General features: G+C 38.9%; 11 protein-coding genes. 3 read left to right on the forward strand and 8 right to left on the reverse strand.

The features are described 5' to 3' along the window. Nucleotides 1-53: 53 nt before the first annotated feature. From LKE46_RS12405 to LKE46_RS12415, 3 genes are all read right to left on the reverse strand, one after another. Nucleotides 54-737, reverse strand: coding sequence for a hypothetical protein (locus LKE46_RS12405; protein WP_291722735.1), 684 nt, complete (start codon nt 735-737; stop codon nt 54-56). 63 nt (nt 738-800) lie between these two features. Further along, nucleotides 801-4,436: a cell wall-binding repeat-containing protein gene (locus tag LKE46_RS12410; RefSeq protein WP_291722738.1), complete on the reverse strand. Its 3,636-nt coding sequence runs from the start codon at nt 4,434-4,436 to the stop codon at nt 801-803. A gap of 468 nt (nt 4,437-4,904) precedes the next feature. Then, nucleotides 4,905-5,945, reverse strand: a complete 1,041-nt coding sequence (locus tag LKE46_RS12415) for a cell wall-binding repeat-containing protein (RefSeq protein ID WP_291722742.1) — start codon at nt 5,943-5,945, stop codon at nt 4,905-4,907. Between the two features lie 205 nt (nt 5,946-6,150). On the opposite strand from LKE46_RS12415, the gene LKE46_RS12420 reads away from it, so the two are divergent. Both LKE46_RS12420 and LKE46_RS12425 read left to right on the forward strand, forming a co-directional pair. Continuing rightward, entirely contained in the window at nt 6,151-6,591 is a 441-nt protein-coding gene (locus LKE46_RS12420) for a cell wall hydrolase (RefSeq protein ID WP_291722744.1), read from the forward strand. Between the two features lie 40 nt (nt 6,592-6,631). Beyond that, nucleotides 6,632-7,219, forward strand: a complete 588-nt coding sequence (locus tag LKE46_RS12425) for a hypothetical protein (protein ID WP_291722746.1) — start codon at nt 6,632-6,634, stop codon at nt 7,217-7,219. A 74-nt stretch (nt 7,220-7,293) separates the two neighbouring features. On the opposite strand, the gene LKE46_RS12430 is transcribed toward LKE46_RS12425, so the two are convergent. The 5 genes from LKE46_RS12430 to LKE46_RS12450 all read right to left on the reverse strand — a co-directional run bounded on the left by LKE46_RS12430 (nt 7,294) and on the right by LKE46_RS12450 (nt 12,086). Continuing rightward, complete coding sequence (locus LKE46_RS12430) at nt 7,294-7,947, reverse strand: RloB domain-containing protein (protein ID WP_291722749.1); 654 nt, start codon at nt 7,945-7,947, stop codon at nt 7,294-7,296. A 4-nt stretch (nt 7,948-7,951) separates the two neighbouring features. Further along, on the reverse strand, nt 7,952-9,274 hold the full coding sequence (locus LKE46_RS12435; protein ID WP_291722752.1) for an AAA family ATPase: 1,323 nt from the start codon (nt 9,272-9,274) through the stop codon (nt 7,952-7,954). Between the two features lie 158 nt (nt 9,275-9,432). Continuing rightward, nucleotides 9,433-9,699, reverse strand: coding sequence for a hypothetical protein (locus LKE46_RS12440; protein ID WP_291722755.1), 267 nt, complete (start codon nt 9,697-9,699; stop codon nt 9,433-9,435). A 12-nt stretch (nt 9,700-9,711) separates the two neighbouring features. Further along, the gene (locus LKE46_RS12445) at nt 9,712-10,569 is read right to left on the reverse strand and encodes an ATP-binding protein (protein ID WP_291722758.1); all 858 of its coding nucleotides are present in this window, start codon (nt 10,567-10,569) and stop codon (nt 9,712-9,714) included. Between the two features lie 44 nt (nt 10,570-10,613). Next, nucleotides 10,614-12,086, reverse strand: a complete 1,473-nt coding sequence (locus LKE46_RS12450) for a sensor histidine kinase (protein WP_291722761.1) — start codon at nt 12,084-12,086, stop codon at nt 10,614-10,616. 168 nt (nt 12,087-12,254) lie between these two features. Between LKE46_RS12450 and LKE46_RS12455 the strand changes: the two genes are divergently transcribed. Further along, on the forward strand, nt 12,255-13,886 hold the full coding sequence (locus tag LKE46_RS12455; protein ID WP_434735195.1) for a GxGYxYP domain-containing protein: 1,632 nt from the start codon (nt 12,255-12,257) through the stop codon (nt 13,884-13,886). Nucleotides 13,887-13,914 lie beyond the last annotated feature (28 nt).

Here is a 13,914-nt window from a genome sequence, read left to right on the forward strand (position 1 = left end):
TATACCATTCATAGCATAGGATGGTTTTAATGACATAATCATATTTATTTAAATTAGTAAATAGCTTCAAGATCAAAGTCTTCCGAATCATCGGTAGTCGTTGACTTAAAGGTTAGTTTAGCATCAGCTTCAACTGCAGTTAAATCTTCAGCTATGTCTATTGAATAAACTCCTGTATCGAGTTTGGTAAGTTTCTGATCACCATAATAGATATCATACTTTCCATAATCGGAAGTATTGGTTAAAGTAACAACTATCATTATTTTCTTTCCCACTTCTATTGATGGTTTTACAGCTGTTGTATGTACAACTGATACTCCATCATTTGCATCTGTAACAACTACATTTCCTGATGAATCTGTGGATACCTGTTTTATCTGATCAACTATATTTGCATTTTTAGCTTTACTACTGCTTACATAATCATCCATGGAAAATTCGCCTGGTTGTGTTACATAAGCTAATTTTACGTCCTTTGCAAGAACATAAAAGTTGTTTACATCATCATAGTAAGCAAGAGGACCATTTGATGTAAGCCTAGAAGTATAATCAGTATATAACGGTTTATCCATAGCATATGCAGTCTTAAGGGCAACATAATCATATCTATATAAAATACCACTAGAATCCTTTATTAAAGTGTATTTAACTTTTGCCTGTACCTGTGATACAATAGCCACGGTTATTGCAAATGCACACGATAATATAACAGATACGCTTACTAATTTTTTATTCACAATAATTCTCCTCTTTATTAATCTAAATAGGGCTTGAAGCCCTATTTAGATTGATAAAATTTCCTAACTTAGAGATTTAAATGTTATGTTAGTATCAGCTTCATCTTTAGTTACATCTTCAGCTATATCTATTGAGTAAACTCCTGTATCAAGTTTGGTAAGTTTCTGATCACCATAATAGATATCATACTTTCCATCATCAGAAGTATTTGTTAAAGTAACAATTATCATTGTTTTCTTTCCAACATCAAGTGATGGTTTTACTGCTGTAGTATGTGCAACTCCAGTATCTCCTCCGCCATCTTGAAGTGTCAAAGTAACATAATTTGTCTCTGTATCATCCGATGTAGGTACATAGTATGCATAATCTCCAGAAAGATCTTTCTTTGTAGATATCTTTGTAGAAGTAACTGGCTTAACTGCAATTTTCACCTTATTATCTGTTGCTTCTGCTTTAAGATCATTGAAGTCACTGCCTGTAAATTTAAATGTTACTGTATTGCCATCTGCTGATGCGGAAGAAGCATCCACAGTTGTTCCGCCTACATTGAATGTAAAGTCTGAAGGTTTAACACTGCTTATTTCAATTGGAGTATCAAACTCAACCTTTATGTCTGCTTCGTTGGAAGTAGAAGTTGCTGTCCAGTTCTGAACATCATTGCCGTCTTTGTTTATAATCAGCTTAGGTGCTGCATCATAGCTATATACCTGAACATCAGAAGCTGTTACTGGTTTGCCAAGTATATCATTTACTTCTCCTACAATGTTAAGTTTTGCTTCAATACCACCAGCTTTTACCTTGTTTATCAAAGTATCAGTGCGGCTGTCGTCATCATCATCACTGTCGAAAGTAAGAGTTACTTTGCTTCCATCTACACCGATGGTACTTGGAGTCTGTCCATTTAATGTAAAATCAGTCTTGTCTGCAGTGTCTTCATCGATTGGCTGAGTAAAGCTTACATCTGCCTTAAGATCATCACCATCATATTTAACACTTAATGAAGTTGGTTTAACAGTAGTACCACCATCATATGCTACAAGAGTTCCACCATTGTTTCCAGTGCTCAGGGAATTCCCGTCCTCATCCTTGATACCAGTTGCATATATTGATTTTATAGTATTTTCATCTGATTTATCACCATCATCAGTAGCAAGTGACGTATCACTCAAATCAATTGTTACACTCTTGTTGTCATCATTTACTGTAACGTCCGCACTGCTTGGAAGTGTCTTTGTATCTCCCTTTTCATTTACATATTCATAGCTGTCTGTATCATCCAGTGTGCTTGAATCCATTGCCTTGTTGAATACAATGACAATTGTGTCGGCATCAACTTTATATGCATCTGCCTTTGCCTTTACATCCTCTGCGCCATCAAATGTATCAGTATAATCATCCATTACATTTGGAGTCTTAGCTGTATCCTGAATATTCTTTACTGTCAACGTGTATTGTGAATCTGTGAGATCTTCACCTACATTTATATCAACTATATCTGTAGTATCTCCATCTTCAATTTTGTCATCACCAGGAACTGTAATATTATCTATCTCACCTGTTATATCAGTACCGTCATTGTCCTTCAATTTATAATTTGATTTATTTGTAGCATAAAGTGCATCTACATCCTTGCTGAATTTAACTCTTATAGTATCATCATCAAGAGCATAAATTGAAGTTACTGTAGGTTTTGTAGTATCTTCCTCCAATGTAAATGATTCATTGGTATCATCCTCTACATGATTTCCATAAGCATCTTTTACGTCATCACTGATGGATATTGTATTTGAATTTTTATTCAACAGGCCGCTTACCTTGGTTATTTTAACCTGGGTATCATCCTCTTTGAGTGCTACAGCATCAGATGGAATAGTTTTACCATTTATTTTATAATAACCACTCTTTACAGCTGTCTTGGCATCCATTGGTCTGTCAAAGTTAACCTTAACCGTGCCATCGTCTTTAGCTTCTATACTCTTGATTTCCGGTGCACTGCTGAGATCATCAACTGAAAAATCTTCGGTAGTTTCTTCAACCGGGAATCCTGCTGCATCTTCAAGAGCATTGTCATCTCCGTCTGAAACCTTTAATGTATTGTCTCCTGTTGGAAGCTTTGAATCAAAATACAGTTCTACTTCATCTGTATAATAATAATCTTCCCCAGTAGCCTTTATTCCATCATCCAATTCTGAATAATCATAATTTATTCCAAAGGAAGACAAATTCTTTCCATTTATCTTAAGCTTGGATACTACTGATTTGAGTGCTGCTTCTTCATCTGATCCATCTGCCTTTACGGCTTCGGAGAATACAATATCAAGTTTGTTGTTTCCTCTTACACTGACTGAATCAACTGTAGGAGCTGTAGTGTCAGAGAATGTTACAGTCTGTGTGAATTCAGGAACTGTCTCTGACTTGTCGGAAGTAAGTATTGCCTTCTTTACTGTTACATCCACATCATCATTCTGCTTCTGTGCATCGGCAAGAGTGATCAAAACAGTCTTATCGTCATCCTGAAGAGTTGCAACGGCATCGCCATCAGTAAGTGCATCTCCGTCAACCTTGTAATTTGCTACTTCTTTAGCCGTATCTTCATCAACTTCCTGATTGAATACAATCTTAATCTGGTTCAAGCCTACTGTATCGATTGATGAAACTTCCGCATCTCCACCATTGTTATTACTTGGATTTACTGCATTGTTGATTGCACTAACTGTAGAATCCGTAACAACTCCAGTTCCTCCAACTACCTGAAGGTCAGTTGTCTTTGTAGCCTTTGTTCCTATATATTTTACTGCATTGCTTGTAGCTGCTGCATCTTCTGTATCAAGAAGTACAAGTGGTGCTGAATATTTTCCGGCTACTGCTGAAGCAACCAGAGCATCTGCATAACCCTGTCCTGAAGCGTTTGCTGCATAAAGCTTGTCAGTCTTCAGGTCGCTGTCGAATTTATTCAATACGTTGAGGTTTGTCTCAAATCTGTCTGTTCCGCCGTCTACCCTGCTGTCAGCCTTCAATGCATCATATACTGCATCGCTTACTACATTTGTAGTTCCAACTACGGTAACATTTGCATCCTTTGCAAAATCAGTTGTTGCACTCAAGGAAGCAACATTGTTGTTTGTAAGAAGCAGTATTTCATCTTTAGCTGCTGCAACCGGTGCTACGGAAAGTGCATCCGAGAAACCAGTTCCTGCTACTGCTATTATATTGTCCTTGCTTACTCCAAGGTCAACCAGCTTCTGAGCTACTGCAAGGTTTGTATCATATCTGTCTTTTCCGCCAAGTCTTTCAACATTGCTGTATGTTCCCTTGAGTCCGCTCTCAATTGCATCTGATATTGAAGCTGTTCCTCCAACAATATATACATTCTTTGGACTCAATTTTGTCAATGCGGAACTTGCATCGGCACTAAGCTCATCTGGAGTTGTAAGTAAAATTGGAGCGTTCAATTTCTTTGCCAGTACGGATGCACTTACTGAATCTGCATAACCCTGTCCTGAAACCAGTACGACATTTTCACTGCCTTCTGCCCAGTTTTCTGTAGCAACCTGTGCTGCGGTTGCATATCTGTCTGCTCCACCTGCTCTTGTTACGGAACCAGCTGCTGCTTTTGCAGGTCCAGTTGTAAGAGCTGTAGTCAAAACCAATGACATAAGTGTAGCACTTGCAAGCACTTTTGTAGATTTCTTACTCATAATTGTAATACCCTCCTCAAATTTTAAGTGAATCTTAATTAAAATTCTTTTTTATTATATATATATATATTTTAAATATATACTTATTGAATTTTGAATACATGTCCAATAATAAGACACCATTCCTAAAACAGACATTATTATACCATAGATATATCACAGATTCTACTAATTCAGTACAATATTAAATGATATTGATAAAAATCTATTAGTTGTATAATTAATGCAATTCTAATGTTTATTATAGCATAGTTGAATTTCAAATTCTACAGGCTATATATACCAACACCTGCATTTATTTCATTGATATACTATTCTACACAAGTTGAAAAAATCCTTCTTTTTCTGCAAAATTATACACTAATAAAAAATTTCTTATAATAATACTATTTTTTTGTTTACATCTATTAGACGTGCCATCTTTAGCAGATGTTCCAAAAATTTTAAATTTTTTTTCATATTTTTTTGTTATTCTATACCAATAACCCCGAATGGATCATCATTCTTGAAATAGCTCTCAACCTGGGAGTTTATTACCCCGGTTCCCCCTACCATTATTATTTTAGGACTCTCCTTCTTTGAAAGAATGTAATTTCTTGCCTTTATAGTCGGGTCATTTACTGCAGAACCGGAAAGTACAAGTGGTGAACCATCCTTTGCCGCTGCCGCCGATGCCGAAAGCGCATCTGCAAACTGAAGCTGGGTACTTCCGCCGAAAGCCACATAGATCGTGTCGAAGTCAATTCCCCCATTGTTGTCGAAATAATCAAGCACTGCAAGGTTTGTCTCATAACGGTCCTTTGTGTTTCCCGTTATCTTTGTGCCCTTTACGGAATTTACAACAGAAGCCGGCAGAACTCCATCGCCGCCTACAGCCTTTATCGTAAGCCCGCTGGCCACTTCTTTTATTACAGGGCTGACATCCGTGTCTCCTGAAAACAGTACTGGATACCCCTTCTGTGCGGCAATTGCCGCCACGGACAGGGCATCAGGGTAGTTGTATCCATACACGAGCATTCCTGTCTTCTGATTGCTCATGGACAGAACCTTTTTTGCCACTGCCGCATTTGTACCCATTCGTGTAGTGTCGCCCGTACCCTCAATACGCTCTACTTTATACTGAGTCTTGAGGCTTATCTCAATGGAAACTGAAACTACACCAGTACCCCCTATTATGTAGATATTTTTTGCACCAAGATCTTTTATGGTGTCAGCCACTTCACTTTCAAGCTCATCGCTCCCGGCTGTCAGTAGTATGGGCGCCTCGAGCTGTTTTGCAAGCGGCGTTGCACTTACGGCATCTGCATAGTTGTAGCCATTTACAAGTATTACATTACTGGCAGATGAAAACTGCTGTTTTGCAAGTTCATCCGCCGTGCCTATTCTTCCCCCTGCACCTCCGTCTATTCTCGTGACACTGGGTGCTGCATATGCCCCTGTACTTCCAAAGCCAAAAGCAAGTACAAGGGAGATTGCCGCAGACATTGCAATTTTCCTCATTTTAACCATAAACTGCGTACCCCTTCCTTAATTTTTATGTTCATGTAGTTTAAAGGCAAATTTTCATAATTATCTACCAAAGTCAATAACATTATATAACATTAATTTGCATTTTTGAACATTAAAATAAAAAGAATATATAAAATTTAATTGTAACTTTTTGGTGCTGTTCAAATAAACTGATAATGTAGTAATATTCACGAGGTGAAAACAGATGGCTTTTTCGGATAGAGAGCTGCTTGCCAGAATCATAAAATGCGAGGCCGGCGGTGAGGGTGACAATGGAATGAGGGCTGTCGCCACTGTTGTCATGAACAGGGTGAGGGTACCTTATGGAGAATACCAGAGAATCGGCCAGGGCGATATACGGAAGGTACTCTATCAAGAAGGCCAGTTCGACTGCATGCGCTCCCTCATACGCGGTGTATCCAATCCACAGACCATATGGTCGAACCCACCTGACCAGATACACTACGACATAGCAGACTGGGCGCTTGCCGGAAACAGATTGTTCAATATTGGTTATTCCCTGTGGTACTTCAACCCATATGCACCCTGCCCCTATACTTTCCCCTACAATGGAACGGGCAGTTTTCAGGTTCAGGTGAACAATCACTGTTTCTACAATCCTACAGAACTATATGCGAGCACTTAAATACGATTTCCATGATTAATTCAACGGAGGTAATTGTTTTATGATATCAAGCTATCCAGATTATTTTGCTGCAATTCCAATGATGCCGAGAGGCATTCCCGTAATTCCGGGATATCCTTCCATGGGTGAAATTTCATCCCCCATAACAGATACTTATGACCCTGAAGGAGATGTTCCTGAAGAAGATGATTCTGAATTTGAAGATGATGAAAATGAGGAGCAGACTTCAGGGGAATATGAAAATGAAGATGAAGACGAGGGAAAAGAGGATGCAGACAATATAGATATAGATCCTGACTGGCTCAGGCAGGTTCAACCCGGAACTACAGGCACTGCCGGCACCACAGGTACCACAGGCCCCACCGGTGCAACCGGAGGCTGCGGCTTTGAAATGGCTCCTGGTTCTCCTGTAATTCAGGATACCGATTATATCCAGGGATACTTAAGGACACAGATAGGCAAGCGAGTCAGAGTAACCTTCCTTCTCGGTACCGGGACGATGCAGGATCGTACGGGAATACTTGAAACTGTGGGTATAAGCTATATAATACTCAGGGACGAGGGTTCAAATGCAAGGGAAATGGCAGATCTGTATTCAATAAAATTCGTAACTATATTTGACAGCTAGAAACAGGCGTGTATAAAAAAGGGAGTGCCGCACTAAAAAATTAGTGCGGCAGTTTTTCGCATAAAAAATAACTGTTATAGTAATTCACATTTCCATAAAATCTTTTCTATAGACTCCCAAATAGAAAGTGACGGATTTTCCTTGTAATAGTTATATCTTTTGTACGCTTGCAAAATATAACCAGCTTCTTGGTTTCTCTTTATAATAGCTTTTGAGCGCCGGATTGCTTCACGAACGTGCTCCAAGGTCAACTGTCCGAGTATGCGTTTAAAGTTATCTTCGTGTTTGTATTGATCTAAATTCTCAAAGTGCTCATCGTACGCTCGATTGAGTGGCGCAAGATATTGACGGCGATGGGTCAGGATACCATTACAATCAGCTTTATGAAGAATGATCCAGAGCTCAAATGTAAAATTGCTATATCCCAACTGGTACTTAATGTTTTTTCCTGAATTCTGTGCTTCTTTCATTCGATCCAAAACAGTTTTGAATTGCTGAACATGTACCGGTTCTTCACTTTCATAATCACAGATATGAGTAATTTCAGTCTTACCAATGATGGTCATCTGTTTCGCACGAACAACAGGATCTTTTTGAATTTTGCTATCTAATTTGACGGTATATACTGTCGCAGGATCAGCATTGACCATACCCTGAAACCATTCTAAATACCATTGCTCGGTTTCACCCTCAACTGAAAAATAGTAGGTTCTATTCTCTTTACGCATATGATCACACCTCTTCTTCATGGGACATCAGTTTTTCAAAGATAGGTGTGAAATCAACATCTTTAATGGCACCATACCGATCCACGAAATAATTCTTCATGTAATCCTCATTTTTACGAACACCAGATTTTCCTGTGGTTCCAAAGTCTGAGAGAGAATAGTGGCTGCTGTAATGAGTTTTTTCATCACGCTCCACAAATTTAATTTCATCTCTCCGATAAAGATTTGCATTTAAGAAAATAGGGTTATGTGTGTTGAAAATAAGCTGCGCATGGTGAATATTGATTTCATCATTATGAAAAATGTTGATAATATTCATTAATGCCATCGGATGGATGGAAGCATCGAATTCATCTACAACCAAAGTACCACCATTCAAAAGAGCATTAACTACTAAAGGGAACATATTTACAAAACGAATAGTCCCATAGGATTCAAACAGTTCCGCTGGAATCGCAGTACCTCTTTTAGTTTCACTAAAAATGGAACAGAGTTTTGCTTCATTATTGTCACCGTCTACTACATATCCAATGGCATTTGAATTAATTCCGAAATAGGTGGCAGCCTCATTTATAGTCTTTTCAATGTACACGGACTTTTTCTTTGGATCACTGAATTTTCGAATAAGATTCATAGAATCCGCACGGTAAATAATCATAAATTTGTTGTCTAGCCAACTGCTGATCAATGCAACCAATTTGGAACTAAACATTGTTTTGAAACCATTCATTAAAAAAAGTTCTTCATCATTTAGATTACTTTTGGCCAGAGCAATTGCACCTTCTGAATTCTGCTCAAAAGCATTTACGAGAAGCTCCTGAATGGCATCCAAAGAGTCAAACTTCAAGCCTTCATTTCGTGAAAAAATCAAGGAATTGTTGATCTTTAGAGTTTCGGATAATATCCTGCGCTGATAATCAGTCTCTAAAAATTTACCAAAGTCAGCTGAAAAAGAATATTCCACCAGCATTCCGTTCGAGATAAACTTAATTGAAAAATATACTGGAGCGACGTTTTTATGGGAATTATTTGGAATCAGTTCTAAAGCCGTGGCTGCAGCGTTAGGATCGCTTTTATCCTCATCATTACGAATATTTCCACGTAATACAATTGATTTAAAGGTGTCCATAGCACCAATAATATTGGTTTTTCCAGAGGCATTGGGTCCATAAATAACGGCTGAGCATAAACCTTTGTAGATTTTCTTTCCAATAGCTTCTTCCAGCAAACTATAATCGAGTCCTTTTTGTTTGGGCGCTGGTACAAGAGAAAATGTGAGTTCATCTTCAAATGATTTGTAGTTCTTGGTTCTAAACTCTAAAAGCATACTATTCCCTCCATTCTGCAAATTATATGCAAAATCATATTTATATTATATGTTATATGCTGCCCATATGTCAATTTTCCATTCTTATTTTGCTAAAATTTTGCAGAATTATTTATGGCCATTTGATTGTTTGAACCGAATGGCAGAACATAGCCTCTTTAGTTTTTTATGTCGATTTCTTCTATGACGAACTTGTCAAAGTCCACGGTGTCCATGAAATTGTCCTGTGTAAAGGACGTCTTTCTCCTTCTATTGTATTCATCCACATTATATGGAAGCCAGTAGGGCCTTTCCAGGTCAAACTCCCTGCATATGTCCAGTATGCATTTTTTGAGATCCTCCTGGTAGCTCTCACCGTCCTCTACCGCGGCAACCATGTCTTTTACTATTTTGTTTTTCTTTAAAAGCTTTCCCCATATCTTCAATTTTTTATCTCCTCAATATTCCTCAAGAAATGAATGTTTTTCACCGTCTTTTGTCCAGCCGGGTATGGAATCCATGTTCACATTGCAGGCGGCGTGAAAAATTGATTTGTCAACGCCCTTGAAGGACTTCTTCATGTTCTCTATGAGTTCCTTTATCTCATATCTCTTGCCGCCTGTCTTCTTTGCAGCCACCATACAGGCGCAGTTGAGGGGCCATATTCCGCTGCTTTGTATAAAATTTCTTATATGGGCTTCCTCTATGAAATAGAGCGGCCTTATGAGTTCCATGTTCTCAAAGTTCGTGGATCTGAGTTTCGGAAGCATTGTCTTGAAATTTCCGGAATACAGCAAATTCAAAAGGGTGGTTTCTATTACATCGTTGAAATGATGCCCCAGTGCAAGCTTGTTGCAGCCAAGCTCCTGCGCCCTTGTATAGAGAAATCCCCTTCTCATCTTTGCACACATGTAACATGGATAATCCTTTGCTATTTTATTTACAACGTCAAAAATATCGGATTCATATATATGTACAGGTATGTCAAGGTACCTGCAGTTGTCTTCCAGGAGCTTTCTTATGCTCTCATGGTAGCCCGGGTCCATTGCTATGAACTCCAGCCCAAATTTCAGCTTCCAGTGTTTTTTCAACTCCTGAAACAGCTTTGCCATGAGCATGCTGTCCTTTCCCCCGGATACTGCAACGGCTATCCTGTCCCCTTCCTCTATCATCTCAAAATCCCTTACAGCTTTTACAAATTTCGACCATATATTTTTCTTGTAGGTCTTTGTAATGCTGTGCTCTATATCCGGAAGCGGTTTCCTCTCACTGAAGGGCACAAGTATGTCGCAGCCTTTCCCCGCAATATCGTCCATATAATCACCTCGTTCTGTAATATTAATATTATATCACAATATATTCACAATGTTATATCGGAAAGTTCCACATTGAGCCTGTCCCTGTCCACTTCGTGATCCTGTACAACATCCTCCATATGATTTTTCCCTGCAGTCCTCGCAGGCAGTTTTACAGTGAACTTGCTTCCCGAACCATATTTACTTTCAACATATATCTCCCCTCCGTGCATCTCTACAAAGGATTTCACAAGATACAGACCTATTCCGCTTCCTTCCGAGTTTCCCCTGTAGATACTCTCCACCTGAGAAAACCTTTTAAATATAACTTCAAGTTTGTCTTCCGGTATTCCTATTCCATTGTCCTCTACAGAAATGAGTACATGGTCATCCATGTTTTTGAAATTTACGGCTATTTTCCCATTGCATTTTGTAAATTTCATTGAATTCGACAGGAGATTCAATATTATTCTCTCCATTTTGTCGATATCCACTCCCATGATTTTTTCTTCCACATCCGTGTCAAATACTATGTCTATATTCCTTTCCTCGGCATAGGGAACTACGGAATCAACTATGTTTTCAATTGTGCTTACCATATTTGTATTGCGGATATCAAGCTTCAGTCTTCCTGAATTGATTCTCGTAACATCAAGCAGCGCATTTATCATCTTCATGAGCCTGTAACAGTTCTGTTTCATCACATCCACATACTTTATGTGCTTGTTTATAACTTTTTTCTTTCCACAGTCCTTGCATGGATATAAGAGCTGAAGTGCTGCAAATATTACATTAAGAGGCGTTTTTAAATCATGTGATATATTGGAGAGCAGTTCAATATTCTTTTTCATATCTACTTCAAGCTGTTTTGTTTCCAGTTTGTACTTCAACAGTGCATCATCCATTTCCCTTCTCTTCTGTTTCCCCAGGTCAAGCAGCCTGTACAGCGATTCCAGCTGCATATTCTTTGTTTCCATATTCTTTTGCATTGTCTTTACGTAATATCCTATAATCCAGGCAACAGCAACATATACGGCAGACGTGACAATATCATTTGCAAAATTCACCGACAGATTGTATTTCAACATATAAACATAATCTGTCAGGACAAGTCCAGAAGCTGCTGACAGAGACAGAAGAATACCGAGTTTCATTCCCGATTGAAGTGTGGAAATTACAATAATAAAGAGTAATAAAAATTTATATTCATTGAAATCCAGGTTGGAAATCCATATCATTATCGTTAAAAATCCTACAAAAATAAAGCTGTCCGCAGCCTTGATCATCTCTTCATGCTTAAATACAAAACCCGATTTTTTGTTTTTCACCAAAAAAACGACCCATATTGAATAGCAAAGCAGAGAAAGGCATACCAGAATTGTGAATATTTTACCAGCATACTCCGAAGCACCGAGCAAATTCTTCAAACTATACCTCATGAAATATTGAAGCAGCGAAACACTCAAAAGCACCAATTTGACAACAGACAGAAAATCATGCATACTTTCTCCCCCGTATAGAGTTCTGGCATTGTTCATAATATTATCCTCCCCAAAAATCCGTTAGTGAAGTTTATAATCAGAATTATATAATCTATTAAATGAATTTTATTGGATCTTTTAGTATATTATAACATCTACGTATTTAAATATAAACATATTTGACAATAAAATTCAGCATAAATTTCCATTTATTATGCATAATAGATGCTGGAGGTGATTTTATTGTTTTTAAAACATCCGGTTAAGAAAATTTTTGCATTGTTTATTTGTGCAGTATTATGCATATCCCCTATCATGCCGGTCAGTGCAGCCGGCATTGGAAGCCGTCCCTACGTGAAAAATACCACAGCACCGGATCATCTCTATGTAATAGAACAGAACAAGCTCACAGATGCCCAAAATACGATGGTGGCAACGCTTCAGGGAATATGTTCAAAATCCAGTTCCCAGATATATACCCTGAACAGCAATCAGCCTTCCTATAAAATATGGCTGGAGGATCTTAAAAACAACTACGGGGTAAAGTATGAAATTGTAAATGATCCCTGGTGTCTACTTGACAGGTTCGGATATCTCGTGGACGGATACGTTCTCTATGACAGCACAGTTCCCGGTGATCCTTCAATAAACAACGCCTGTTCCCTGGCCTCCCTGAAAAACTCCATAGCAGTGGACATATCCATTGAACCGGCGGTGAGATCCCACGGAATTACAAAACTTGCAGGAGACTGCAGAAATACTGACAAATACTGGGGTTATAGAAAGCTGTGGAATTCGGGTCTGAACCACTCCACGGTAATCCAGCTCAATCCAAAGAGAGCTTCCGCCCTAAGAGACTATGCCATAATGACAAAATCCCTCATATTCTATGAAGATGACAAGGATGCCGAAGAACTGAGGGACACAATATTCGGATCAATGCCCCAAAACTCCATCTGTCTCGGGTGGGGGCCCGATGAATTCAAAAATATAGCCCTGGCATCAAAATACGGCATTGTTACAATACCTGCAGACTGGTCCTATAATCTCACCGTACTGAGTGCATTTCCGTCCTGCCCGCTGAAACAGAAGTCCTCAAAGGCTGCCAGAGCTACTTCAGAAAAAAATATGCACTATGTCACCTTCATAATGTCCGACGGCGACAACCAGCAGTGGAATCTCGGGAGCTGCTTCTCCTCCCCGAAATGGTACGGCTCAAGGTACAGAGGCAGCTTCAACATGGGATGGACGGTAAGCCCTTCACTCTACTATCTGGCACCAACCGTGCTCGACATGTACTACAAGTATGCCTCTGCAGAAAATTTCCGTGACGATTTTCTTGTATCTCCCTCGGGAATGGGATATATATACCCTTCCAGATTTGACAGAAAAAGTCTTGACTCCTATGTGAGGGAACTTGGCTCCTATATGAAAAGTACAGACCAGAAATACGTGTGCATACTTGATGACAGGGCATTCTACAGAAAAGATCTGTGGGATATTTATACAGGTGAACCGGTCATAAAGGGGCTTTTCTACCTTGACTACAAAAGGCAGGACAGCTACCACGGAAGGATAATCTGGAGCAGGGGAAAACCTGTGGTATCCTGCAGAAATCTGCTGTGGTCGGGTATTGAGAATGAAAGCGGGCTTGTGAAAAACATAGATGACTATGTTAAAAAGGGATATACGGACACCAGAAGGGAAACGGCCTACACAGTCGTATACATACATGCCTGGAGCAAGACTCTGGAGGATGTGTACAATGTTGTTCTAAAGCTTGAACAAAATCCCAAAATAAAAGTTGTGGCACCTGACACCTTCATGGAAATCATACAAAAGAATGTGGTATATTAGTAATAACATATTATATTATAGGGGGAGT

Source organism: Clostridium sp. (assembly GCF_022482905.1).
Taxonomy (GTDB): Bacteria; Bacillota; Clostridia; order Clostridiales; family Clostridiaceae; genus Clostridium_B.

What these genes read in the sequence shown, in the direction of transcription:
- LKE46_RS12420 (WP_291722744.1), top strand. Translation starts at nt 6,151, where the DNA reads ATGGCTTTTTCGGATAGAGAGCTGCTTGCCAGAATCATAAAATGCGAG.
- LKE46_RS12445 (WP_291722758.1), bottom strand. Translation starts at nt 10,569, where the DNA reads ATGGACGATATTGCGGGGAAAGGCTGCGACATACTTGTGCCCTTCAGT.
- LKE46_RS12450 (WP_291722761.1), bottom strand. Translation starts at nt 12,086, where the DNA reads ATGAACAATGCCAGAACTCTATACGGGGGAGAAAGTATGCATGATTTT.
- LKE46_RS12435 (WP_291722752.1), bottom strand. Translation starts at nt 9,274, where the DNA reads ATGCTTTTAGAGTTTAGAACCAAGAACTACAAATCATTTGAAGATGAA.
- LKE46_RS12455 (WP_434735195.1), top strand. Translation starts at nt 12,255, where the DNA reads ATGCTGGAGGTGATTTTATTGTTTTTAAAACATCCGGTTAAGAAAATT.
- LKE46_RS12430 (WP_291722749.1), bottom strand. Translation starts at nt 7,947, where the DNA reads ATGCGTAAAGAGAATAGAACCTACTATTTTTCAGTTGAGGGTGAAACC.
- LKE46_RS12415 (WP_291722742.1), bottom strand. Translation starts at nt 5,945, where the DNA reads ATGGTTAAAATGAGGAAAATTGCAATGTCTGCGGCAATCTCCCTTGTA.
- LKE46_RS12410 (WP_291722738.1), bottom strand. Translation starts at nt 4,436, where the DNA reads ATGAGTAAGAAATCTACAAAAGTGCTTGCAAGTGCTACACTTATGTCA.
- LKE46_RS12425 (WP_291722746.1), top strand. Translation starts at nt 6,632, where the DNA reads ATGATATCAAGCTATCCAGATTATTTTGCTGCAATTCCAATGATGCCG.